This window comes from Mycobacterium sp. E3198 (assembly GCF_001667015.1).
Classification (GTDB): domain Bacteria; phylum Actinomycetota; class Actinomycetes; order Mycobacteriales; family Mycobacteriaceae; genus Mycobacterium.
In genome coordinates this window covers 26,004-48,782 of sequence record NZ_LZIS01000056.1, presented here as the reverse complement: position 1 = coordinate 48,782, position 22,779 = coordinate 26,004, and the positions used below count along the sequence as shown (strand labels likewise).

Here is a 22,779-nt window from a genome sequence, read left to right as displayed (position 1 = left end):
AGCGCCGGTTTGGAAGCCGGGCGGTCGCGTGCCTCCGGCTGATCCGTCATGTTCGCAGCGTAGGACCCGGCGCCGACTCCCCCCGGCTGATTCCGGTGTGGATCGGCTGGCTCGAGTTCGACGTGTTGCTGGGCGACGTGCGGTCGCTCAAACAGAAGCGATCGGTGATTCGCCCCGTCGTCGCCGAGCTGCAGCGCAAGTTCAGCGTGTCGGCAGCCGAGACCGGTGCACAGGATCTGTATCGGCGGGCCGGCATCGGCGTGGGCGTGGTGTCCGGCGATCGCGGGCACGCCGTCGAGGTGCTGGACGCGGCCGAACGCCTGGTGGCGGCGCATCCGGAGTTCGAGCTGCTGTCGGTGCGGCGCGGCCTGCACCACAGCGACGATTAACCGTCGCGGCCCTCGCGTTTGCGGCCCAGCGGCGCCGGCGCGACGACGCCGGGCGCGAGCCGCCGCGCGAAGATCAGGAACGCGGTATGCCCGCGCATCGAATGCTGCGGGCGAACGGCCAGGCCGACCACGTTCCAGCCGCGCTGCATCGTTTCCCAGGACCGCGGCTCGGTCCAGCACTGCTGGTCCCGCAGGGCCTCGACGGTCCGCGACAGCTGGGTGACGGTGGCCACATAAATCATCAGCACACCGCCGGGGATCAGCAGCCGTGCCGCCGCGCCGAGCACCTCCCACGGCGCGAGCATGTCGAGCACGGCCCGGTCGAAGGAGCCGTCGGGCAACTCCGAGTCCGCGAGGTCGCTGACGATCAGCTCCCAGTTGGCGGGTGCCCCGTCGCCGTGAACGCTGTAAAAATTAGTGACGTTGCGACGCGCGTGCTCGGCGTGGTCGGCGCGCTGCTCGTAGGAGACCACCCGCCCGTCGGGCCCGACGGCGCGCAGCAGCGAGCACGTCAGTGCCCCGGAACCGGCGCCGGCCTCCAGCACCCGCGCGCCGGGAAAGATGTCGCCCTCGTGCACGATCTGGGCGGCGTCCTTGGGGTAGATCACCTGCGGGCCGCGCGGCATCGACATCACGTAGTCGATCAGTAGGGGGCGCAGCACCAGGAACTGCGCGCCGCTGCTGGATTTGACGACGCTGCCCTGCTCCAGCCCGATCAGCGCGTCGTGCGCGATCGATCCGCGGTGGGTGTGGAACTCGGCGCCGGGAGTGAGGCACATCGTGTAGTGCCGGCCCTTGGCGTCGGTGAGTTGGACCCGCTCGCCAGCGGTGAACGGGCCGGTTGCGGACACGGCGTCTAGCGTGCCAGCCGACTCGCCGCCGCTGGTGCTTGGGGGTTGTCGGCGCCCGGTCCTACGCTGCGAACATGACGGATCAGCCGGAGGCACGCGACCGCCCGGCTTCCAAACCGGCGCTGTCACCGTCGCGCGCGGCGGACTTCAAGCAGTGCCCGCTGCTGTACCGGTTCCGGGCGATCGACCGGCTGCCCGAGGTGCCCTCGACGGCGCAGCTGCGCGGGTCGGTGGTGCACGCCGCCCTCGAGCAGCTCTACGGCCTGCCCGCCGCGGAGCGCGGGCCGGACACCGCGGGTTCGCTGGTGCAGCCCGCCTGGGAGCGGGTGATCGCCGCCGAACCGGACCTGGCCGGCGACCTGGACCCCGAACAGCGCACCCAGCTGCTGGCGGAGGCCCGCGCCCTGCTCGCCGGCTACTACCGGCTGGAAGACCCGACCCGGTTCGACCCGCAAAGCTGCGAGGAGCGTGTCGAGGTCGAGCTCGCCGACGGCACGCTGCTGCGCGGCTTCATCGACCGGATCGACGTCGCGGCCACCGGTGAGGTCCGGGTGGTTGACTACAAGACCGGCAAGGCGCCGCCCGCCGCGCGGGCGCTGGCCGAGTTCAAGGCGATGTTTCAGATGAAGTTCTACGCGGTGGCGCTGCTGCGCTCCCGCGGCGTGCTGCCCACCCGGCTGCGCATCATTTACCTGGCCGACGGCCAGATGCTGGACTACGCGCCGGATCACGAGGAGCTGCTGCGCTTCGAAAAGACACTGATGGCGATCTGGCGCGCCATCCAATCCGCGGCGCCGACGGGCGATTTCCGCCCCAGCCCGTCGAGGTTGTGCGACTGGTGCCCGCACCAGCAGCACTGCCCGACGTTCGGCGGCACGCCACCGCCCTATTCCGGGTGGCCGGACCTGCCTGAGGCGCGGGGAATTTCGCATACCACCGAACCGGCGGCATAGCGGGCCGCACTTAGTCGAGCGGCGACATCTCCTGCAGCATGGTGGGAATCAACTCGCTGACGGTGGGGTGGATGTGCATCGTGCGCGACAGCGTGGTGTACGGCGCCTTGGCCGACATGACGTCCAGGATCGCGTGAATGGCCTCGTCGCCGCCGACCCCGAGGATCGCCGCGCCCAGGATCTCGTCGGTCTCGGCGTCCACCACCACCTTCATAAAACCTTGCGTCTCACCCTTTTCCACCGCGCGGCCCACCCGCGTCATCGGTCGCTTGCCGACCAACGCCTTGCGGCCGGACGCGCGGACCTGGCCCACGCTCATTCCGGCACGCCCCAGTGGCGGGTCGATGTAGAGCGCGTAAGTGGTGACGCGGTCGCTCACCCGCCGCGGGTCGTCATCGAGCAGGTTGGCCGCGACGATCTCGAAATCGTTGTAGGAGGTGTGGGTGAAGGCGCCCTTGCCGTTGCAGTCGCCCATCGCCCAGATGTGATCGACGCTGGTCTTGAGCTGGTCGTCGACCACGATGTAGCCGCGGGCGTCGGTCTGCACGCCGGCCGCCTGAAGGCCGAGGTCGTCGGTGTTGGGTTGCCGCCCCACCGCCACCAGGAGATGGGTTCCGGCGATCGGGACGGCACCTGCGCCGGGAGTCAGTTCAAACCCCTTGTCCGTCTTGGTAATTCGCACGTCGTCGGCGCCGACGACGCCGTCGATCCCCTCGCCCTCCAGGATCTCCCTGACGGTGGCGGATACGTCCTCGTCCTCGCGGGACGCCAGCCGAGGGCCCCGCTCGACCACCGTCACCCGGGCCCCGAAGCGCCGGTACATCTGCGCGAACTCCAGCGCGATGTAGCTGCCGCCGAGGATGACGAGATGGTCCGGCAGCGTGTCGAGTTCGAGAATCGAGACGTTGGTGAGGAACTCGACGTCGGACAGCCCGGGGACGTCGGGCACCACCGCGCGGCCACCGACGTTGAGGAAGATGCGATCGGCGTGCAGCACCTCGCCGTTCACGCTGATGGTGTGCGCGTCTTCGAAACGGGCGTGACCGCGAAAGACGGTGCAGCCGTCCATGCCCTCCAACCAGCTTTCGACGCCCTTGCGGTCGGCGAGCATGATGTCGTCCTTGCGCGCCTTGACTTTCGCCATGTCCACGCGGACCGGACCGGTCCCCACGCCGTAGTCGGCCCCCCGCCGGGCCAGGTGGGCGGCGTGCGCGCTGGCCACCAGTGTCTTGGTCGGGATGCATCCGTTGTTGACGCAGGTGCCGCCGACGAGTTTGCGCTCGATGACCGCGACGCGCTGGCCGGCCGCGGTCAGCCGTCCCGCCAGTGGGGGGCCCGCCTGCCCGGCGCCGACGATGATCGCATCGAAATGCGTTGTCACTTAACCGCCGTCAGCAGGTATTCGGTCAGCACGTGACCCGTCACCGCAACGATGGCGAACCCGCCGAGGATCGCGACCGCGTCCTCGAGCAGCGCGATCGGCAGGTCCCGGCCGGCCACGGCGGCCAGCCGTTTGCGCGCCTGGTAGCCGCCGAGGGTGCCGAGCACCGCCCCGATGACGCCCGCGCCGAGCGCGGAGAAGGTCCAGTGCGGCCAGGCGCCCAGGACCGCGCCCGCCAGCCCGCCCGTGATGATCCGGGCGGCGAAGATCGGCGGCGCCGTACGGGCCGGCGTCTTGGGCAGCTTGTCGTTGACCAGCTCGCCGACGGCCAGAACGGTGAAGACGATGACCGTGATGACGCTGGCCATCCAGGATGCCCACGTGCCGTGCAGGTCGATCCAACCCAGGTAGGCGGCCCAGCCGACCACGGCGGGGGCCGTCAGCGACCGCAATCCGGCCACGACACCGATCAGTAAAGCCAGCAACAGAATTAGCGCGTGTGTCACGAAGACCCTCCTGGGGGACTAGACAATGACGCGGGCGGCTACCTTTCAGCAGCCCTAGCCGGACGCTAACACAGCCGCGACCAAGCCACCCGTTGGTCTAGAACCTGCAGAACCTGATGTCCGACGCCAGGATCGCCTTGGCCCCGATGGCTGCGAGCTCGTCCATGATCTCGTTGACGCCGCGACGCGGCACCAGGGCGCGGATCGCCACCCAGTCCGGATCGGCGAGGGGGGCGATGGTCGGTGACTCCAGTCCAGGGGTGATCGACGTGGCCTTGTCCAGGACCGAACGCGGGCAGTCGTAGTCGAGCATCAGGTACTGCTGGCCGAACACCACGCCTTGGACCCTCGCGACCAGTTGATCGCGCACCGCTTTCGTTTCGTGGCCGCCCTGGTCGGCACGCTCGATCAGCACCGCCTCCGAATCACACAGCGGCTCACCGAACGCCACCAGGTCGTGCAGGCTCAGGGTGCGCCCAGACCCGACCACGTCGGCGATCGCGTCGGCCACGCCGAGCTGCACCGAGATCTCCACGGCCCCGTCGAGCCTGATGACCGTCGCCTCAATCCCCCTCTCGGCCAAGTCTTTTCGGACCAGGTTCGGGTAGGCGGTGGCGATCCGTTTGCCGGCCAAATCGGCCGGCGTCCAGTCGCGCCCCGCCGGGCCGGCGTACCGAAAGCTCGACGACCCGAAACCCAACGCCAGCCGTTCGCGCACCGGGGCGTCCGAGTCGCGCACCAGGTCGCGCCCGGTGATGCCGAAATCCAGCTCCCCCGAACCCACGTAGATGGCAATGTCCTTGGGCCGCAAGAAGAAGAACTCGACCTGGTTGACCGGGTCGATCACGGTGAGGTCCTTGGAATCGGTGCGGCGCCGGTAGCCGGCCTCCGCGAGGATCTCGCTGGCCGGCTCGCTGAGCGTGCCCTTGTTGGGAACCGCGACGCGCAGCATGCTCACAGCTTCCGATAGACGTCGTCGAGGGACAGTCCGCGCGCGATCATCAACACCTGCGTCCAGTAGAGCAACTGGCTGATCTCCTCGGCGAGCGCGTCGTCGGTTTCGTGCTCGGCGGCCAGCCACACCTCGCCGGCCTCCTCCAGGATCTTCTTGCCCAGCCCGTGCACGCCGCCGTCGAGCGCGGCGACCGTGCCGCTGCCGGCCGGCCGGGTGCGGGCGCGCTCGCCGAGTTCGGCGAACAGATCCTCGAAGGTCTTCACGGCCAGCGATTGTTCCATGCGCCGGCCGCCAAAGTCACTTGGGTTTCTATTCCGCGAGGGTGCGCAGATTGCCAGCCTTGTCGGCGTGTCACCGTACAAACACGCACGCTCGCGGCAAGGGGCGGAGCCCCACGCTCGCGGCAAAAAGGTTAGTCCTCCGGGTTGTAGCCGAGGTTGGGGGCGAGCCAGCGCTCGGCTTCGGCCAGCGTCCAGCCCTTGCGCCTGGCGTAGTCGGCGACCTGGTCCTGCGCCATCCGGCCGATCACAAAGTACTGCGACTGCGGGTGCGAGAAGTACCAGCCGCTGACGGCGGCGCCGGGCCACATCGCCATCGACTCGGTCAGCTCGATGCCGGTCCGCTCCTTGACGTCCAGCAGCTGCCAGAGCGTCACCTTCTCGGTGTGCTCCGGGCAGGCCGGGTAGCCGGGGGCCGGGCGGATTCCTCGGTACTTCTCACCGATGAGCGCCTCGTTGTCCAGCTGCTCGTCCGGCTGGAATCCCCAGAACTCCTTGCGGACCCGTTGGTGCATCCGTTCGGCGAACGCCTCCGCCAGCCGGTCGGCGATCGACTCCAGCAGGATCGCGCTGTAGTCGTCGACGGCTGCCTTGAACTCCGCGATCTTTTCCTGGCTGCCGAGCCCCGCGGTGACGGCGAACGCGCCGACATAGTCGGCCAGACCGGTGTCCTTGGGCGCGATGTAGTCGCCCAGCGACCGGTTCGGGATGCCGTCGCGGTGCTCGCCCTGCTGGCGCAGGTTGTGCAAGGTGGTCAGCACCTCGGTACGGGTGTCGTCGGTGTACACCTCGATGTCGTCGCCGACCGCGTTCGCCGGGAAGAACCCGATCACCCCGTTGGCCGTCAGCCACTTCTCCTTGATCAGGGTGTCGAGCATCTCCTGGGCGTCGTCGTACAGCTTGCGGGCGGCCTCGCCCGACACCGGGTTGTTGAGGATGTCGGGGAAGCGGCCCTTCATCTCCCAGGCGTTGAAAAACGGTTGCCAGTCGATGTATTCGCGCAACTCCGCGAGGTCGTAGTCCTGAAAATCCCGCACTCCGGCACCCATCGCGGGCACCGGCGGCGTGTAGCCGTCCCACTCGATCGGCGTCCGGTTCGCACGGGCCTTCTCCAGCGTCAGCATCGGCCGCTCGTTCTTCTGGGCGTGCCGTTCGCGCAGGGCCGCGTACTCGGTCTCGGTGGCCTCCAGCAGCGCCGGGCGCTGCTTGTCGTCGAGGAGCGCGGCGGCGACCGGCACCGACCGGGACGCGTCCTTGACCCAGACCACCGGACCGCTGCGGCGCGGCGACACCTTGACGGCCGTGTGGGCGCGCGAGGTGGTCGCGCCACCGATGAGCAGCGGAATTTCCAGCCCCTGCCGTTCCATCTCGACGGCGAAGTTGACCATCTCGTCCAGGGACGGGGTGATCAGCCCGGACAGCCCGATGATGTCGGCGTCGTGCTCCTTCGCCGCGTTCAGGATCTTCTCGGCGGGCACCATCACCCCGAGGTCGATCACTTCGAAGTTGTTGCACTGCAGGACGACCCCGACGATGTTCTTGCCGATGTCGTGGACGTCGCCCTTCACGGTCGCCATCACGATCGTGCCGTTGGTGTCCTTGGAGGCGGTGGCGCCCGAGGTCACCTTCTCCTCCTCGATGAACGGCAGCAGGTAGGCAACGGCCTTCTTCATCACCCGGGCCGACTTCACCACCTGAGGCAAAAACATCTTGCCGGAGCCGAAGAGGTCGCCGACGACGTTCATGCCGTCCATCAGCGGGCCCTCGATCACCTCGATCGGGCGGCCACCCGCGGCGGCGATCTCGGCCCGCAATTCCTCGGTATCCGCGTCGACGTGGGCGTCGATGCCCTTGACCAACGCGTGCGTGATCCGCTCGCGGACCGGGAGGCTGCGCCACTCGGCCGCCGCCGGATCCTCGGACTTCTCCGAGCTGTTGAACCGTTCGGCGATCTCCAGGAGCCGTTCGGCCGCGTCCTCGCGACGGTTCAGGACGACGTCCTCGATGCGCTCGCGCAGTTCGGGGTCGATCGAGTCGTAGGGCACCAGCGCCCCGGCGTTCACGATGCCCATGTCCAGGCCGGCCTTGATGGCGTGGAAGAGGAACACCGAATGGATCGCCTCCCGGACGGGGTTGTTGCCCCGGAACGAGAACGACACGTTCGAGATGCCGCCGGAGAGGTGCACCCCGGGCAGGTTCTCCTTGATCCAGGCGCAGGCCTCGATGAAGTCGATGCCGTAGGTCGCGTGCTCCTCGATACCGGTCGCCAGCGCGAAGCAGTTCGGGTCGAAGATGATGTCCTCGGGCGGGAAGCCGACCTGTTCGGTCAGGATCCGGTAGGCGCGCCCGCAGATCTCCTTGCGGCGCTCCAGGTTGTCGGCCTGCCCCTGCTCGTCGAAGGCCATTACGACGACGGCGGCGCCGTACTTGCGGCACAGCCGCGCCTCGCGGATGAACTTCTCCTCGCCCTCCTTCATGGAGATCGAGTTGACGATCGGCTTGCCCTGCACGTTCTTCAGGCCCGCCTCGATGACCTCCCACTTGGAGGAGTCGATCATGACCGGGACGCGGCTGATGTCCGGCTCGGCCGCGATCAGCTTGGTGAACCGGTCCATCGCGGCGACGCCGTCGATCATGCCCTCGTCCATGTTGATGTCGATGACCTGCGCGCCGACCTCGACCTGCTGCAGGGCGACCGAGAGCGCCGAGTCGTAGTCCTCGGCCTTGATCAGGTTGCGGAACCGGGCGGAGCCGGTGATGTTGGTGCGCTCACCGATGTTCACGAACAGGGAGTCGTCGGTGATGTTCAGCGGCTCCAGGCCCGACAGCCGGGTGGCCACCTCGATGTGCGGCACCTCGCGCGGCGGCCTGCCCTCGACGACCTTGGCGATCTCGGCGATGTGCGGCGGCGCCGTCCCGCAGCACCCACCGACCAGGTTGACCAGGCCGGCCTCGGCAAAGTCGGCGATGTAGGACGCCTGACGCTCCGGGGTCTCGTCGTACTCGCCGAAGGCGTTGGGCAGGCCGGCGTTCGGGTAGCAGGAGACGAAGGTGTCCGCGATCCGCGACACCTCGGCGATGTAGGGCCGCATCTCCGGCGCGCCCAGCGCGCAGTTGAGGCCGACCGCGATCGGCTTCGCGTGCCTGATCGCGTTCCAGAACGCCTCGGTGACCTGGCCGGACAACGTCCGCCCGGAGGCGTCGGTGATGGTGCCCGAGATGATCAACGGCCAGCGGCGCCCACGCTCCTCGAAGAGCGTCTCGACGGCGAACACCGCCGCCTTGGCGTTCAGGGAATCGAAGATCGTCTCGATGATGAGCAGGTCCACACCGCCGTCGACCAGGCCGTTGGCGGCTTCGAGGTAGGCGGCGACCAGCTGGTCGTAGGAGACGTTGCGCGCCCCTGGGTCGTTGACGTCCGGCGAGATCGACGCGGTCCGCGTCGTGGGCCCGATGGCGCCGGCCACGTAGCGGGGCTTTTCCGGGGTGCTGTACTCGTCGGCGGCCGCGCGCGCCAGGGCGGCGCCGGCGTAGTTCAGCTCGTAGGCCAGGTCCGCCATGTCGTAGTCCGAGAGCGAGATCGCGTTCGCGTTGAACGTGTTGGTCTCCAGGATGTCGGCACCCGCGTCGAGGTACTCGCGGTGGATGCCTGCGATGATCTGCGGTTGCGTCAGGTTGAGCAGGTCGTTGTTGCCCTGGAGTGCGGTCGGCCACTCGGTGAACCGGTCGCCGCGGTAGCCGGCCTCGTCGGGCCGGTCCCGCTGGATCGCCGTGCCCATCGCGCCGTCGATCACCATGATCCGCCGGCGCAGCGCAGCCGTCAGTTCCTCGGTGCAGTCGGGGCGGATGTTCGGTGCGAAGTTTGTCTCAGCGGCGCTCACGTGCGTTCCTTCCATTACGGAAGGCGTCCTTGACTCTGCCGAGCGTGGCGGATACCGGCGGGGGACCGAAGATCCGTTGCAACGCCTCTCGACCGGAAAAGTCTACGTCGTCATCCGATCGACGTCTGGACGCCCAACTCATCGCCGCGATCGACAGCTCGCGAATCCTCTCGGCGACGTGGTAATTACCAAGGTTAACCAGTTTGCCGCCGACGGTATTTCGGGGCGGTGATCGGTGGCGGCGGTCACGCCACAAGGATAGTCGTCCTATGCAATGCGCCCGGGGGTTGACAGGCCCTTCCCAGCCAACCCGCACGGAATGGCGCAGGCGGTTTGCGGCAGGCCGTACGCTGATTCTGTGACATTGCCGGATCGTGGCCCGGCAGCCTCTGTGCTGCCAGAACTGCACAACACCATCGTCGTGGCGGCGTTCGAGGGCTGGAACGACGCCGGCGATGCGGCCAGCGATGCGCTCGAACACCTCGATGCCATCTGGGAGGCCGACCCGATCGTCGAGATCGACGACGAGGCGTATTACGACTACCAGGTGAACCGCCCGGTGATCCGGCAGATCGACGGGGTGACCCGGGAGCTGGTGTGGCCCGCGATGCGGATCACCCACTGCCGGCCCCCGGGCAGCGATCGCGACGTCGTGTTGATGCACGGCGTGGAGCCCAACATGCGCTGGCGCACGTTCTGCGCCGAGTTGCTGGCCATCGCCGACAAGCTCAACGTCGACACCGTCGTCATCCTCGGCGCCCTGCTGGCCGACACGCCGCACACCCGGCCGGTCCCGGTGTCGGGCGCGGCCTACTCCCCCGAGTCGGCGAAGCGCTTCGGCCTCGAGGAAACCCGCTACGAGGGCCCGACCGGCATCGCCGGGGTGTTCCAGGACGCCTGCGTGGCCGCCGGGATCCCCGCCGTCACGTTCTGGGCGGCGGTGCCGCACTACGTGTCCAACCCGCCGAACCCGAAGGCGACGGTGGCGTTGCTGCGGCGCGTCGAGGACGTGCTGGACATCGAGGTGCCACTGGGTGACCTGCCGGCGCAGGCCGAGGAGTGGGAGCAGGCGATCACCGAGATGGCCGCCGAGGACGAGGACCTGGCCGAATACGTGTCGTCGCTGGAGCAGCGCGGCGACGCCGAGGTCGACATGAACGAGGCCCTCGGCAAGATCGACGGCGACGCGCTGGCCGCGGAGTTCGAGCGCTACCTGCGCCGCCGGCGCAAGTAGCCCCACTAGTTGGGCGAGATACCGCCTTTGTCGCGCAAAATCTCGACGTTGGACGCGGACATGGACCGGCCGAGCGCGGCGACCTCGGCGTCCATCCGCGGCAGCAGCTCGGCGGCGGTCTTGCGGATGGGAAGTTCGCCGATGGGGGTGGACAGCACCGGCTTGAGCCACCGGAACAGGCCCACCCAGCGCGGGCAGTAGACGCGGTCGGCGCGGGCCTCGATGCCGTTGACGAACGCGTCCGCGCATTTGTCGACGGTGGTGGTCTGGTTCAACGGCCACGGCAGCCTGGCGAGCATTTCGCCGAAGGAGGGGATGTCGGCCTTGCTGTCGCGGACCAGCGCGGTGTCGATCCAGGACATGTGCGCCGAGCCGACGCCGACCCCCCGGCTTCCGACCTCCAGCCGCAGGGCGTTGGCGAGGATCTCGATACCGGCCTTCGACGCGTTGTACGGCGCCAGGCCCGGTGCCGCCGCGTAGGCGGCCAACGACGACACGATCAGCACGTAGCCGCGGCGGTCGATCACCGACGGCAGCGTGGCGCGCACGGTGTGGAAGACACCGAGCACGTTGACGTCCAGCACACGCTTGAACGCCTCCGGGTCGACGTTGAGCAAAGACCCGTAGCTGGCGATGCCGGCGTTGGCCACGACCACGTCGATGCCGCCGAAGCGTTCGACGGCCTTGGTCGCGGCCGCCTGCATGGCGGGCAGGTCGCGCACGTCGGCGACCGCGGTGAGCACTCGATCCTCGCCGAGATCCGCGGCGAGCGCGGCCAATTCGGCCCCGTCGAGGTCGGTCAGCACCAGCCTGGCCCCCTTGTTGCGCAGGCGGCGGGCGACCTCGGCGCCGATCCCCCGCGCACCGCCGGTGATGAAGACGACCTTGTCGTGCAGCGACATCATGGGCGAAACGTACCCCGCCGGTGGCGGCGCGTCGACGACGGATGCCCCGGGACGGCGGGGCCGGCTAGTACGCGGCGAGGTCAGCTACCACCCGTTCGAGGATCCGCGAATCCGGACATAAATCGGGTGACAGCATCCACTGCACCATGAGGCCGTCGATGAGGGCGATGAGGATCGAGGCAATGGAGTCTGCGTCCTTATTCCCTTGGGCCGCAAGCGAACTTGCTATCTGCTCGCGATACTGGACGTAGTACTCGACCAGCTGTTTGCGGGCCGTCGGGGAACGTTGCGCGTGCGCGAACACCTCCGCGTAGCCCGCCAGCAGATCGTCGTTATCGCGGAATACCTGGTACAGCATTCGGACGGCGCCGCCCGCGGACGATCGGGAGTCTGCGGTCGCGGCAGTTGCGAGTGAGGACCGAAACCGATCCATCCATCGACGCGAGGTCTCCCCGATGGCGGTGTTGAGCAGCGCTTCCATCGATCCGAAGTGATAACGGATGGCGCCCAGGCTGACACCTGCCGTGGCGGCCAGGTCGCGAGCGCGGATGCCTCCGTAGCCGCGTTCGCGCAGACAGACGATCGCGGCCTCCAGCAGCGCTTCGCGATTGTTCATGCAAGTCACCTCTGATACGTTTGTCTTAAGACATATGTATCAGAGGCGGCGAAAATGTCCAGAACCAATACGAAACCGATGCCGGGACCATCACGACTGAACGCCCTTCGTTACTGGATGCATATGGTGCGCGATCCTCTGGCCGCGTTCGCTGCGCTGAACAATGAGTTCGGCGACGCGGTGCAGATCCCGTTTACTCCGAACAAGAGATTTCTCCTGTTGAGCAGGCCCGAATACGCCGAGCACGTCTTGGTCAGGAACCAAGACCGGTATCCAAAAGCGTTCAGCTATCGGCCGCTCAAGGCGGTCCTGGGTGATGGTCTGTTGACCAGCGAAGGCGAAACCTGGCAGCGGCACCGGCAGCTCGTGCAACCGGTGTTCAGTCACCGCCACATCCAAGAGTTTGGGTCCGTGATTGCGGATGTCACCAGAACGCGGGTGGGCGACTGGCCGATCGGGGCATCCATCGACGTGGGTGCTGAGATGCGAAGCCTCACCATGGCACTCATCGGACGCATCCTGTTCGGGGTCGATCTCGCCGACCGCGCCGAAAGCGTGGGGAATTCTGTGTCGCGACTGCAAAACGCCCTTATTCCGGGGTTGGTCCTGCCGATCTCGCTGGTACCCGGCCTTCGATCCGCAGCGGCGGCGATGGAATCACTGGTGGACGAGATCATCGATGCCCGCCTTGCGGCTCCACACCCAGAGCCTTACGACCTGCTCGATCGGCTCCTTATCGGCAACGAGGGCAGGTCCTTCAGCCGGCGAGAGATTCGAGACGAGGTGATGACCCTGGTGCTCGCCGGGCACGAAACAACCGCCAACGCCCTCACGTGGGCGCTGGCCCTGCTGTCCAGATTTCCGAGTGTCCGGGAGAGGCTCGCCGCCGAGATTCAGGAAATAGTGGGCGACCGTGCGGCCTCCGCCGAGGACTTCGACTCTCTCGTATGGACCCGTGCCGTGATCTCGGAGTCCATGCGGCTGTACCCACCGGCGTGGAGCATCGAGCGTGACGCCTTGGAAGATGACGTTGTCGGCGACGTGCGGGTTCGCGCCGGTGACACGATCGGGATATCGGCCTACTTGATTCATCGCAACCCTGAATTCTGGCCCAATCCAGAAGGATTCGATCCACGTCGATTCCTCCCGGAGAACATAGGATCGCGGCCTCGCTACGCCTTCATGCCCTTCGGTGGGGGGCGGCGCGTCTGTGTCGGTGCGGGCTTGGCGCAGCTCGAAGCGACGATCGCGCTGGCAACCATTGTTCAGTTGCGCAAGCTGGACCTATGGCCCGGCGCTGTGTTGGATGCGCGGGCCGAAATCACGCTGCGCCCGCGTCGCCCGATCGTCGCGACAGTGCTTACACCGGCCAGATCCCGGATCAACGGCCTCGTCGGGGCGTAAGGGCGCGCAACTCCACTCCCAGCAGCGCGTCCACCGCGGACGTCACCAGCTGCGGCGCCGCGGCGTCGTGACCGCCGTACTCCAGCGCGTCGGTGGCCCAACCATCCAGCGCGGCAAGGGCTTTCGGGGTGTCGAGGTCGTCGGCCAGGTAACGCCGGACCCGGGCGATGACGTCGGCGGCAGCCGGGGCGGCGGGCAGCGCGGTCGCCGCGCGCCACCGCTGCAGCCGGGCGGTTGCCTCGTCGAGCACTTCGGAGCTCCAGAACCGGTCGGCGCGGTAGTGCCCGGCCAGCAGGCCCAGCCGGATGGCCGCGGGCTCAATGCCTTTTGCGCGCAGGCTGGACACCAGCACCAGGTTGCCGCGGCTCTTGGACATCTTGTGCCCCTCCCAGCCGATCATCCCGGCGTGCACATAGTGCCGCGCGAATCGGCGTTCGCCGCGGACACATTCGGCGTGCGCGGCGGTGAACTCGTGGTGGGGGAAGATCAGGTCGCTGCCGCCGCCCTGGATGTCCAGGCCGCTGCCGATGCGGCTGAGCGCGATCGCGGCGCACTCGACGTGCCAGCCGGGGCGCCCGGGGCCGAACGGTGAGGGCCAACTCGGTTCGCCGGGCCGCGCGGCCCGCCACAACAGGGCGTCGAGCTCGTCGGTCTTGCCGGGGCGGCGGGGGTCGCCGCCGCGCTCGCCGAACAGCGCCAGCATGGTGTCGCGGTCATACCCGGACTCGTAGCCGAACTGCATGGTGGCGTCCGCCCGGTAGTAGATGTCCGGGTAGTCGCCGTCGAGGACGTACGCCGCACCGGACGCCAGCATCTTCTCGACGAGTTCGACCACCTCGGCGATCGCCTCCGTCGCCCCGACGTACTCGCGCGGCGGCAGGATCCGCAGCGCCGTCATGTCCTCGCGGAACAGGGCGACCTCGCGGTCGCCGAGCGCGCGCCAGTCGAGGCCGTCGCGCTCGGCGCGCTCCAGCAGGGGGTCGTCGATGTCGGTGACGTTCTGCACGTAGTGCACGTCGTGGCCGAGGTCCAGCCATTGGCGATACACCAGGTCGAAGGCCAGGTAGGTGGCCGCGTGGCCCAGGTGGGTGGCGTCGTAGGGGGTGATCCCGCAGACGTACATGGTGGCCTTCGACCCGGCCGCCACCGGGCGCACCTGTCGGTCGGAGGTGTCGTACAGCCGCAACTCGGGACCGCGCCCCGGCACCACCGGGACCTGTGCGGAAGACCACGCCTGCATAACGTCGACTCTAAACGCGGACGGGTTCAGGGAAATTCCTGGCGGATGGCGCCGAGCAGGATCGGCGCCAGCTCCGCGCGGCACATCACGAAGTCCGGCAGGTACGGGTCGAGCTGGTTGTAGCGCAACGGCGAGCCGTCCAGCCGCGAGGCGTGCATGCCGGCGGCCATCAGCACCCCGGCCGGGGCCGCCGAGTCCCACTCCCATTGGCCGCCCGCGTGCACGTAGGCGTCGACGTCGCCGTCGATGACGGCCATCGCCTTGGCCCCGGCCGAGCCGATCGCCACGGGCTGGATGTGCAGCGTCTGGCGCATCCGGTACAGCACCGCGGGCGGCCGGGTGGCGCTGACGGCGATCCGGATCGTCCCCGGGATGCCGACCCGCGCGGCGTCGGCGGTCACGGTGTCGCTGCGGTACACCGCGTTTCCGCGGGCGGGCAGCGCGACCGCCGCGTCGGTGATCTCCCGCTGCCCGTCGGTGGGGCGCTGCCACAGCGCGATGTGGACGGCCCAGTCGTCGCGGCCGGGCGTGGAGAACTCGCGGGTGCCGTCCAGCGGGTCGACGATCCACACCCGGTCGTGGTTTACCCGGGACAGGTCGTCGTAGGCCTCCTCGCTGAGCACCGCGTCGCCGGGCCGCTCCGCCCGCAGCCGCTTCAGGATCAGCGCGTTCGCCAGGCTGTCACCCGCATCGCCGAGCGCCCAGGGATGGCCGAAGCCGACCTCGTCGCGCACCTTCAGCAGCAACTCCCCCGCGTCGGCGGCGAGTTCGGCGGCCAGCGCGGCGTCCGTCAGGTCATCCGGGCCGCTCGTCACCGGTTCAGTATCGCCGACGGCAACCCTGGTGCTAGAACGCCGGCCACGGGATCGGGCGATGGCGGTTGGGCGTGGGCATGATCGGATTGTCCAGCAGCGCGAGCGCGCGCCCGCGCAGCGCCGCGACTTCGGCCCGCGTGATGTGCCCGGCCAGTTCGTCGCAGAGAGACCCGGCGAGCGCCTCGGCGAGCCCGGCGATCGCCTGGCACGTGTCGTCGTCGATCGGCTTGCCCGCCCAGCCCCACAACACCGTGCGCAGCTTGTTCTCCACGTGCAGCGACACCCCGTGGTCGACGCCGTAGACGTGGCCCTCGAGGTCGCGCAGGACGTGGCCGCCCTTGCGGTCGGCGTTGTTGATCAGGACGTCGAACACCGCCATCCGCCACAACCGGATGTCGTCGGCGTGCACCAGGACGACCTCGTCGCCGGCGTAGTCGTAGGCCCGCAGCACCGGTAGGTAGCCCGGCTGCACCCTGTTGGCGGGAAACAGGTCGACTAGGTCGGGGCCCGGCGGCGGGTCGGAGTCGGCCGCGTCGCCGGCCTGCTCCACCCACAGCTGCAGCATGCCCGGGCCCGCCGGTCCGTGACGAATGATGGTGTAAGGCACGATGTTCCAGCCCAATTGCGTCGCGATCCGGTAGGCGGCGAGCTCGCGGCCGGCCAGGGTTCCGTCGGGGAAGTCCCACAGCGGCGCCTCGCCGGAGACCGGCTTGTAGACGCAGTGCACGCTGGATTCCCCCAGCGTCGATTCGCACAGGAAGGTGGCGTTGCTGGCGGAGCGGATGCGCCCGAGGACCGTCAGTTCGCCGTCCCGCAGCACCTCCCGCTCGTGAGCCTCGCTATTCCTCGGGTTCATCGTCGGGCCCGAGAAGCGCGCTGCGCCGATAGCCGTTGGTGCGCGCGCAGATGTGGCCCTCGGGGTCGAGGGGTTCGTCGCACAGTGGGCACGGCGGACGCCCGGCGGAGATCACCCGATTGGACCGGGTGGCGAACTGGCGTGCCGACTCCGGCGTCAGGAACACCCGCACCGCGTCGGGCCCCTCCTCGGTGTCGTCGAGCACCACGGAGGCGTCGAACTCGGCGTCGGTGACGGCCAGCAACTCGACCACCACCGTCTGGGCTTCCGAATCCCAGCCCAGTCCCATGGTCCCGACCCGAAACTCCGCATCGACCGGCGTGATCAACGGGTTGAGGTCGTCGATCTCGGCGGGTTCCGGCGGCACCGGCGTGCCGAACCTGCGATTCACCTCGAGCAGCAACGCGCCGATGCGTTCGGCAAGCACCGCCACTTGCTGCTTCTCCAAGATCACCGACACCACCCGCGAATCGCCCACGGCCTGGATGTAAAAGGTGCGGTTTCCGGGCTGACCGACGGTCCCGGCCACGAAGCGGTCGGGCGTGCGGAAGACGTGAATTGCGCGGGCCATGGCACCTCCAAAATACCGGCTGTTGCCGATGCCGTGCGATTCGATTGCCCCGCCAGAGCGGAATTAAGCGTGATCAGTCCGGGGAGCCGCCGACCACCGCGTCGCTCGTCGGGACGGCCCCGTTCGGCCCCGTTTGTGCCTCGCCCTGCGGTTCACCGTGAGCCCCATCATCCTTGGGCTCCTCCTTCGGTGGCGGCCCGGCCCGCAACGCCGCGGACAGCCGCGCGCCGGTGTGGTTGACGTGCAACACGAACGGCCGCAGCGGGGTGTAGCGGATCACGGTCACCGACCCCGGGTCGGCGGTGACGCGCTGGAACCCGTCGAGGTGCATGCCGTAGGCGTCGGCGACGACGGACTTGATCACGTCGCCATGGGTGCACGCGACCCAGAGCGCGTCCCCGCCGTGCTCATCCGCCAACCGCCGGTCGTGCGCGCGGACGGCCGCGACGGCACGCGCCTGCACCTGCGCCAGGCCCTCGCCGCCGGGAAACACCGCCGCGCTGGGGTGGGCCTGCACGACCCGCCACAAGGGCTCGTTGGTGAGCTCGCCGATCTTACGGCCGGTCCACTCCCCGTAGTCGACCTCGGCGAGCTGGTCGTCGATCAGCGGCTCGAGGCACAGCGCTTCGGCGAGCGGCTCGACGGTGCGCCGGCAACGCAGCAACGGCGAACTGACGAGCGCCCGGATCGGCAGGTCGCCGATGCGGTCGATCAGCCCGGCGGCCTGCTCGCGACCCTTGTCGTCCAGGTTGACGCCCTCGGAGCGGCCGGCGAGGACACCGGCGGTGTTGGAGGTCGAGCGGCCGTGCCGTAAGAGGATGACGGTCACGACGACGACCGTACAGGGACGGGAGGTGACTGGTCGGCTAGCGGGACACCGGTACCGCGTGCGCGACGGAATCGCGCACCGCGGCCGTCAGGCTGCGCTCGTCGGTGAGGTCGATGTCGACCAGGCCGCGGACCGCCCGGGCCACCACGTCTTCGGCCTGCGGAACGGGGCCCGCGAGGCGTGGCCGGTAAATTTCTACGACGAGGGATCGGTGCTCAATGTGGAAGGAAAAACTGCGCCCATCACCAACTTGTCCGTATCCGCTGGCGAAGATTCCTGCGGAGATGTCTTCGACAGCAAACTCTTGCTCCGCGGTATGCCGGTCCACGATGACGGTCATGACGCGACCATACCTCTCCAGTCCGACCCGATGCAGGCAACATGGCCATATTGGATGCGAAACCGTTCCTTAAAATTTAACGTTCCCGTAGGTGACGCGAAGGAAAATAATTGCTGCATGGGCATAGAGGCAAGAGACGCGCAGTTCAGCACCGCTTGGCCGGACTGTCGATTTTGCTGGCAATCGTCACCGGAAGCGCGGGGTGTTCGTCGGGTCCGTTCAACAGCGCGCCGCCGACCATCGAGCCGGCCCAGCCGGCGGCCTCGCCGCCCGCGGCCCAGAACCCGGCCGGCGCGGTGCTCCCGCTGGGCGGTCGCGCCGCCGCGGCGATCTTCGACGGCGCCACCCGGCAACTGGCCGTCCTGACCCCCGGCACCGATCCGGCGGGCCCCGCCACCCTGACCGAATTCGGCGATCCGCGGGTGGCGCCGCGGGTGATCGACCTGCCGGGTCCGGCGAGCGCGCTGACCGGCGACGGCCACGGCATCGCCTACCTGGCCACGCGCGGCGGGTATCTCGTCGTCGACCTGTCGGCGGGCCGCGCCACGCAGGTGCCCGTCGCCAACGCCCCGCAGACCGACTTCACCGCGATCGCGCAGCGCGCCAACGGCACGCTGGTGCTGGGCAGCGCCGACGGGGCCGTCTACACCTTCGCCTCGCGGACCCCGGAGTCGGTCAAGACCGCCACCATCGCCAGCCGCAACAAGATCTTCGCACGCGTGGATGCCCTTGCCGCACAAGGGAACACGACGGTAGTCCTGGACCGCGGCCAGACCTCGGTGACGACGATCGGCGCCGACGGCCACGTCGAGCAGGCGCTGCGGGCCGGGGAGGGCGCGACCACGCTGGCCGCCGATCCGCTGGGACGGGTGCTCGTCGCCGACACCCGCGGCGGGCAACTGCTGGTGTACGGCGTCGACCCGCTGATCCTGCGGCAGGCGTACCCGGTGCGGCAGTCGCCGTACGGGCTGGCCGGTTCGCGCGGGCTCGCCTGGGTGTCCCAGACCGCTGCCAACGTCGTCATTGGTTACGATCTGTCGACCGGAATTCCCGTCGAAAGGGTGCGATACCCAACCGTGCAGCAGCCGAACTCGCTGGCTTTTGACGAAGCGTCGGGCACCTTGTACGTGGTGTCGGGGTCGGGTGCGGGCGTCCAGGTCATCGAGCACGCGGCGGGTACCCCGTGACGGCGCCGCGGTGGAGCCGGCTGCCCGAGGGTTGGGCGGCGGAAATGTCGGACGAATACGAGTGGATACCGCTGCGCCTGCCGCCGGAGGTGACCCGGCTCAGCGCGTCCATCCGGCTATCCATCGAAGCCGAGTACCGCGGCTGGGAGCTGACGCGGGTGCGGCTCTACACCGACGGAAGCCGGCGGGTTTTGTTGCGCCGCAGGAAATCTCGTCTCGAAAGCCAACGGCCCGACCAGCCGGAATTGTGATGTACCGGCTCACCCGCCGGCTGTTTTTCCTGGTCCCGCCCGAACGCATCCACACCCTGGTGTTCGCGATCCTGCGCGGCGTCACCGCCGTCGCCGGAGTCCGGCGGCTGCTGCACCGATGGGTCGGGCCCACCGATCCGGTGCTGGCCAGCACCGTGTTCGGGGTGCGTTTTCCGGCACCGCTCGGCCTGGCCGCCGGCTTCGACAAGGACGGCCTGGGCCTGCTCACCTGGGGAGCGCTGGGTTTCGGGTACGCCGAGGTCGGCACGGTCACCGCGCAGCCGCAGCCCGGCAACCCGGCCCCCCGACTGTTCCGGCTGCCCGCCGACCGGGCGCTGCTGAACCGGATGGGGTTCAACAATCGCGGTGCCGGCGCGCTGGCCATCCGGCTGGCGCGCCATCGGCCCGAGGTGCCGATCGGCGTCAACATCGGCAAGACGAAGACGACCCCGGCCGCCGACGCCGTCGGCGACTACCGGGCCAGCGCCCGGCTGGTCGGCCCGCTGGCGTCGTATCTGGTGGTCAACGTCAGCTCGCCCAACACACCCGGGCTGCGGGACCTGCAGGCGGTCGAATCGCTGCGGCCGATCCTGGCGGGCGTCCTCGCCGAAACCTCCACACCGGTCCTGGTGAAGATCGCCCCCGACGTCTCCGATGCCGACGTCGACGACATCGCGGACCTGGCCGTCGAATTGGGCCTGGCCGGCATCGTCGCCACCAACACCACCGTGTCGCGCGATCACCTGAGCACACCCGGCGTTGAAAAGCTCGGCGCCGGAGGCATTTCCGGGCCACCGGTGGCGCGCAGGGCCCTCGAGGTGCTGCGCCGGCTCTACGGCCGGGTCGGCGACCGCCTGGTCTTGATCAGCGTGGGCGGCATCGAGACGGCCGACGACGCGTGGGAGCGGATCACCGCGGGCGCCTCGCTGCTGCAGGGCTACACCGGCTTCATCTACGGAGGAGGCTTGTGGGCCAAGCACATTCACGACGGCATCGCGCGGCGCCTGCACGACGGCGGGTTCGCCTCGCTCGGCGACGCCGTCGGGTCGGCGGCCCGCCACCCCGACAGACCGGCGGAATCCGGGTAGTCCGCGCTATTGCGCACGTGTCGGATTAATTCGATTGACGGCCTTGTCAATACGGGGTTGTGCATTTGTAGAACAAGCTGTTAGAAACAGAGAACGCCCGTTTTCTTCGGCACAATTTTGACGACATTGTGACCGGTATGCCGTAGTTGCCTAGTGGGGATTGTCTTCGAGGGGAGACCACGATGTCCTTTGTCGTTGCTGCGCCGGAGACGGTGGGAGCGGCCGCCGGGGAATTGGCCGGGATCGGGTCCTCCCTGCACGACGCCACCGCGGCCGCAGCGGGCCAGACGACCGCCATCACCGCCGCCGCCGCCGACGATGTGTCGCTCGCCATCTCGGACTTGTTCGGCACGTACGGGCAGCAATTCCAGATGATGAGCGCCCAGGCGGCGGCATTTCACCACGAGTTCGTGAGCGTGTTGAACGCGGGGGCGGCGGCCTACCTGGGCACCGAGATCGCCAATGCCCAGCAGGGCGCGGCCGCGTCGACGCCGCTTCTCGGCGGGCTGCTCCGCCTGGGCGGCTCCAGCGGCAGTGGCGGTTTGCTCGGCGGCTTGCTCGGCGGCGGCTCGGGCGGCGGCGGCCTGCTCGGGGGATTGGACGGACTGCTGGGCCTGGGCACCGGCGGGGGCGGGCTGCTCGGCGGCCTGAGCAGCGGGTTGAGCCAGCTCCTGGGGCCCTTCAACAGCATCGGTTCCCAATTCGCCAACGGCGTCGGCTCGCTGTTCTTCAACCCCGCGATCCTCAACGCGTTCCCGACCCTGAGCGATCTCTTCGGGCCGATCAACCTCGGCAACCTGACCCCGGGCTTGAGCCTCACCTCCGGGCCCCTCGGCGCCCTATTGGGCCCGACCCTCAACGGCGTCGGACTGGACGTGGGCAACTTCCTATCGAATGAACTCGTCAACGGAATCACGCTGACCAACCTCGTCGGCACCGCGACCGGGCTCTTCCAGGACGTGCCGCTGCTCCAGGGGCTTCAACCGCTGCTGAATTCTTTGCTGCCAGGGCTTTTCGGGCCGTTACCGCCGGGCACGGTGCCCTACCCCAACCCCTACACCGTCCTGTTCGAGAACACGGTGCGGGATCTGAACCTGATGGGCTCCCAGTTCGCGGGCCACCCCTTCCCGATCCTGAATCAGATTGTCAGCAACCAGAATCACTACGCGCAACTCTTCTCGAATGGGGTCCTGACCGACCTGCAGGGATTCCCCGCGAACGTGCCGGCGAACATCCAGCTCACCCTCCAGGGCGCCGCCACCTTCAACCCGGTTGCCATCGGAGGAGACTTCGTCAACGGCACGACCGGTTTCTGGGGGACGGTCGGCTCGTCGCTGAACAAGATGGGCGCGGATCTGCAGCAGACGATTCCCATCGCCAGCAACGACATGGCGCTGGCCGGCCACGCGATACAAATGGGCGACTACTACGGCGCGGTGCAGGACGCTGCGCACGCCCCCATCGATCTCTTCATCACGGGATTCGACACCAGCCACCTCGTGATCGGCGGCCAAATCAACAGCCTCCTCCCACCCAACTTCTCGATCACCATCGCGGGCCCGGTCGGGCTGGAGGGCCCGGCCGCCGAGTTGCTGCCCATCCTGACCGCCCTCGGGCAGCAGCCGGTGGGCCTGGCGAGCCTGGTCCCGCACGGCTCGATCCCCGGAATGATGTTGGGCAACTTCGCCAACGCGATCGACAGCCTCGTCAACGCCAATGTCACCGCGAGCTTCGCGGTGAATCTCGCCGGCATACCGCCCGCCGGCACGCTGGCCGGCGCCGCCATCTTCGGCCTGCCGTTGCAGCTGGGCTTCGCGATACTGGGCCCGCCGTTCGCCATGGCGAACGGAATCGCCCAGGGGGCAACGGCGTTCGGTGTCGCCGCGCAGACCGGCAACGTGTTGGGCATGCTCAACGCGGTCGGCGACATGCCCGCCTACGCGATGAACGGCTTCCTCAACGGCCAGCTCCTCGTGGACCTGCCGCTGCCGATCGCGGTGTCGACGCCGGTGCTGGGTTCGCTCACGTTGCCGGCCATCGCCCACGTCCCCTTTGACGGGCTCCTCACGCCGCCGGAACCGCTCACGGTCACCATCCCCGCCGGCGTCGCGGGCATCACCGTTCCGATCAATGCCACCCTCGGCGGCACGCAATTCGGTGGTCTCTTCCCGACGCTGTTCAACACCATCCCGGAAGCGATAGCCGCGGCGATCACACCCATCGGCTAGCTGGGCCCCGCACGGGTCTGA

General features: G+C 68.6%; 22 protein-coding genes. 8 read left to right on the top strand and 14 right to left on the bottom strand.

Translation table 11 applies throughout. From position 1 onward, the window contains the following. The first annotated feature begins 95 nt into the window (after nt 1-95). Nucleotides 96-389 (top strand): DUF503 domain-containing protein, encoded by a 294-nt coding sequence (locus A5673_RS06885; protein ID WP_068227043.1) that lies wholly within the window; start codon nt 96-98, stop codon nt 387-389. Here A5673_RS06885 and trmI read toward each other — a convergent pair. Then, complete coding sequence (gene trmI, locus A5673_RS06880) at nt 386-1,240, bottom strand: tRNA (adenine(58)-N(1))-methyltransferase TrmI (RefSeq protein ID WP_068228939.1); 855 nt, start codon at nt 1,238-1,240, stop codon at nt 386-388. The two genes, A5673_RS06885 and trmI, sit on opposite strands and share 4 nt — an antisense overlap. Before the next feature lie 74 nt (nt 1,241-1,314). On the opposite strand from trmI, the gene A5673_RS06875 reads away from it, so the two are divergent. Next, entirely contained in the window at nt 1,315-2,193 is an 879-nt protein-coding gene (locus A5673_RS06875) for a RecB family exonuclease (RefSeq protein WP_068228934.1), read from the top strand. Nucleotides 2,194-2,203: 10 nt separating this feature from the next. On the opposite strand, the gene A5673_RS06870 is transcribed toward A5673_RS06875, so the two are convergent. The 5 genes from A5673_RS06870 to metH all read right to left on the bottom strand — a co-directional run bounded on the left by A5673_RS06870 (nt 2,204) and on the right by metH (nt 9,209). Then, nucleotides 2,204-3,574 (bottom strand): FAD-containing oxidoreductase, encoded by a 1,371-nt coding sequence (locus A5673_RS06870; RefSeq protein WP_068228931.1) that lies wholly within the window; start codon nt 3,572-3,574, stop codon nt 2,204-2,206. Next, entirely contained in the window at nt 3,571-4,080 is a 510-nt protein-coding gene (locus tag A5673_RS06865) for a DUF4126 domain-containing protein (RefSeq protein ID WP_068228928.1), read from the bottom strand. The genes A5673_RS06870 and A5673_RS06865 overlap by 4 nt, the downstream gene beginning before the upstream one ends. A gap of 97 nt (nt 4,081-4,177) precedes the next feature. Beyond that, a complete protein-coding gene (gene hisG, locus A5673_RS06860) occupies nt 4,178-5,032 on the bottom strand; it encodes an ATP phosphoribosyltransferase (protein WP_068228925.1) in 855 nt (284 codons plus the stop codon). Nucleotides 5,033-5,034: 2 nt separating this feature from the next. Continuing rightward, the gene (locus A5673_RS06855; RefSeq protein WP_066913301.1) at nt 5,035-5,316 is read right to left on the bottom strand and encodes a phosphoribosyl-ATP diphosphatase; all 282 of its coding nucleotides are present in this window, start codon (nt 5,314-5,316) and stop codon (nt 5,035-5,037) included. Nucleotides 5,317-5,447: 131 nt separating this feature from the next. Further along, nucleotides 5,448-9,209, bottom strand: a complete 3,762-nt coding sequence (gene metH / locus A5673_RS06850) for a methionine synthase (RefSeq protein ID WP_068228922.1) — start codon at nt 9,207-9,209, stop codon at nt 5,448-5,450. Nucleotides 9,210-9,513: 304 nt separating this feature from the next. Between metH and A5673_RS06845 the strand changes: the two genes are divergently transcribed. Then, a complete protein-coding gene (locus A5673_RS06845; RefSeq protein ID WP_369806466.1) occupies nt 9,514-10,428 on the top strand; it encodes a PAC2 family protein in 915 nt (304 codons plus the stop codon). Between the two features lie 5 nt (nt 10,429-10,433). Here A5673_RS06845 and A5673_RS06840 read toward each other — a convergent pair whose 3' ends face one another. After that, the gene (locus tag A5673_RS06840) at nt 10,434-11,333 is read right to left on the bottom strand and encodes an SDR family oxidoreductase (protein WP_068228918.1); all 900 of its coding nucleotides are present in this window, start codon (nt 11,331-11,333) and stop codon (nt 10,434-10,436) included. A 64-nt stretch (nt 11,334-11,397) separates the two neighbouring features. Further along, on the bottom strand, nt 11,398-11,949 hold the full coding sequence (locus A5673_RS06835) for a TetR/AcrR family transcriptional regulator (RefSeq protein ID WP_068228915.1): 552 nt from the start codon (nt 11,947-11,949) through the stop codon (nt 11,398-11,400). 54 nt (nt 11,950-12,003) lie between these two features. On the opposite strand from A5673_RS06835, the gene A5673_RS06830 reads away from it, so the two are divergent. Then, nucleotides 12,004-13,353 carry a cytochrome P450 gene (locus A5673_RS06830; RefSeq protein ID WP_082958583.1) on the top strand — a complete coding sequence of 450 codons (1,350 nt, stop codon included), beginning with the start codon at nt 12,004-12,006 and terminating at the stop codon, nt 13,351-13,353. Here the strand turns inward: A5673_RS06830 and mshC are convergent. The 6 genes from mshC to A5673_RS06800 all read right to left on the bottom strand — a co-directional run bounded on the left by mshC (nt 13,331) and on the right by A5673_RS06800 (nt 18,004). Then, on the bottom strand, nt 13,331-14,593 hold the full coding sequence (gene mshC, locus A5673_RS06825) for a cysteine--1-D-myo-inosityl 2-amino-2-deoxy-alpha-D-glucopyranoside ligase (protein WP_068228910.1): 1,263 nt from the start codon (nt 14,591-14,593) through the stop codon (nt 13,331-13,333). The genes A5673_RS06830 and mshC overlap by 23 nt on opposite strands. Nucleotides 14,594-14,619: 26 nt before the next feature. Next, complete coding sequence (locus A5673_RS06820) at nt 14,620-15,408, bottom strand: 3'(2'),5'-bisphosphate nucleotidase CysQ (protein ID WP_068228906.1); 789 nt, start codon at nt 15,406-15,408, stop codon at nt 14,620-14,622. A gap of 31 nt (nt 15,409-15,439) precedes the next feature. Beyond that, on the bottom strand, nt 15,440-16,264 hold the full coding sequence (locus tag A5673_RS06815) for an SCO1664 family protein (protein WP_082958582.1): 825 nt from the start codon (nt 16,262-16,264) through the stop codon (nt 15,440-15,442). Continuing rightward, nucleotides 16,248-16,835 (bottom strand): DUF3090 domain-containing protein, encoded by a 588-nt coding sequence (locus tag A5673_RS06810; protein ID WP_068228901.1) that lies wholly within the window; start codon nt 16,833-16,835, stop codon nt 16,248-16,250. Before A5673_RS06810 ends, A5673_RS06815 begins: the two co-directional genes overlap by 17 nt. Before the next feature lie 73 nt (nt 16,836-16,908). Next, nucleotides 16,909-17,664 carry a histidine phosphatase family protein gene (locus A5673_RS06805; RefSeq protein WP_068228898.1) on the bottom strand — a complete coding sequence of 252 codons (756 nt, stop codon included), beginning with the start codon at nt 17,662-17,664 and terminating at the stop codon, nt 16,909-16,911. Nucleotides 17,665-17,701: 37 nt separating this feature from the next. Further along, the gene (locus A5673_RS06800; RefSeq protein WP_068228895.1) at nt 17,702-18,004 is read right to left on the bottom strand and encodes a hypothetical protein; all 303 of its coding nucleotides are present in this window, start codon (nt 18,002-18,004) and stop codon (nt 17,702-17,704) included. Between the two features lie 173 nt (nt 18,005-18,177). Between A5673_RS06800 and A5673_RS06795 the strand changes: the two genes are divergently transcribed. The 4 genes from A5673_RS06795 (at nt 18,178) to A5673_RS29465 (ending at nt 22,758) form a co-directional block, all read left to right on the top strand. Next, nucleotides 18,178-19,191 carry a YncE family protein gene (locus tag A5673_RS06795; protein ID WP_156747954.1) on the top strand — a complete coding sequence of 338 codons (1,014 nt, stop codon included), beginning with the start codon at nt 18,178-18,180 and terminating at the stop codon, nt 19,189-19,191. After that, nucleotides 19,188-19,442: a DUF5703 family protein gene (locus A5673_RS06790; RefSeq protein ID WP_068228892.1), complete on the top strand. Its 255-nt coding sequence runs from the start codon at nt 19,188-19,190 to the stop codon at nt 19,440-19,442. Before A5673_RS06795 ends, A5673_RS06790 begins: the two co-directional genes overlap by 4 nt. Further along, entirely contained in the window at nt 19,442-20,530 is a 1,089-nt protein-coding gene (locus A5673_RS06785) for a quinone-dependent dihydroorotate dehydrogenase (protein WP_068228889.1), read from the top strand. Before A5673_RS06790 ends, A5673_RS06785 begins: the two co-directional genes overlap by 1 nt. 182 nt (nt 20,531-20,712) lie before the next feature. Further along, entirely contained in the window at nt 20,713-22,758 is a 2,046-nt protein-coding gene (locus A5673_RS29465; RefSeq protein WP_082958580.1) for a PE family protein, read from the top strand. The last annotated feature ends 21 nt before the right edge of the window (nt 22,759-22,779 follow it).

Bases quoted from the DNA above. Each gene is read 5' to 3' on its own strand.
- A5673_RS06875 (WP_068228934.1), top strand. From the start codon at position 1,315: ATGACGGATCAGCCGGAGGCACGCGACCGCCCGGCTTCCAAACCGGCG.
- hisG (WP_068228925.1), bottom strand. From the start codon at position 5,032: ATGCTGCGCGTCGCGGTTCCCAACAAGGGCACGCTCAGCGAGCCGGCC.
- A5673_RS06855 (WP_066913301.1), bottom strand. From the start codon at position 5,316: ATGGAACAATCGCTGGCCGTGAAGACCTTCGAGGATCTGTTCGCCGAA.
- metH (WP_068228922.1), bottom strand. From the start codon at position 9,209: ATGGAAGGAACGCACGTGAGCGCCGCTGAGACAAACTTCGCACCGAAC.
- A5673_RS06845 (WP_369806466.1), top strand. From the start codon at position 9,514: ATGGCGCAGGCGGTTTGCGGCAGGCCGTACGCTGATTCTGTGACATTG.
- A5673_RS06840 (WP_068228918.1), bottom strand. From the start codon at position 11,333: ATGATGTCGCTGCACGACAAGGTCGTCTTCATCACCGGCGGTGCGCGG.
- A5673_RS06835 (WP_068228915.1), bottom strand. From the start codon at position 11,949: ATGAACAATCGCGAAGCGCTGCTGGAGGCCGCGATCGTCTGTCTGCGC.
- A5673_RS06830 (WP_082958583.1), top strand. From the start codon at position 12,004: ATGTCCAGAACCAATACGAAACCGATGCCGGGACCATCACGACTGAAC.
- mshC (WP_068228910.1), bottom strand. From the start codon at position 14,593: ATGCAGGCGTGGTCTTCCGCACAGGTCCCGGTGGTGCCGGGGCGCGGT.
- A5673_RS06815 (WP_082958582.1), bottom strand. From the start codon at position 16,264: ATGAACCCGAGGAATAGCGAGGCTCACGAGCGGGAGGTGCTGCGGGAC.
- A5673_RS06810 (WP_068228901.1), bottom strand. From the start codon at position 16,835: ATGGCCCGCGCAATTCACGTCTTCCGCACGCCCGACCGCTTCGTGGCC.
- A5673_RS06800 (WP_068228895.1), bottom strand. From the start codon at position 18,004: ATGACCGTCATCGTGGACCGGCATACCGCGGAGCAAGAGTTTGCTGTC.
- A5673_RS06785 (WP_068228889.1), top strand. From the start codon at position 19,442: ATGTACCGGCTCACCCGCCGGCTGTTTTTCCTGGTCCCGCCCGAACGC.
- A5673_RS29465 (WP_082958580.1), top strand. From the start codon at position 20,713: ATGTCCTTTGTCGTTGCTGCGCCGGAGACGGTGGGAGCGGCCGCCGGG.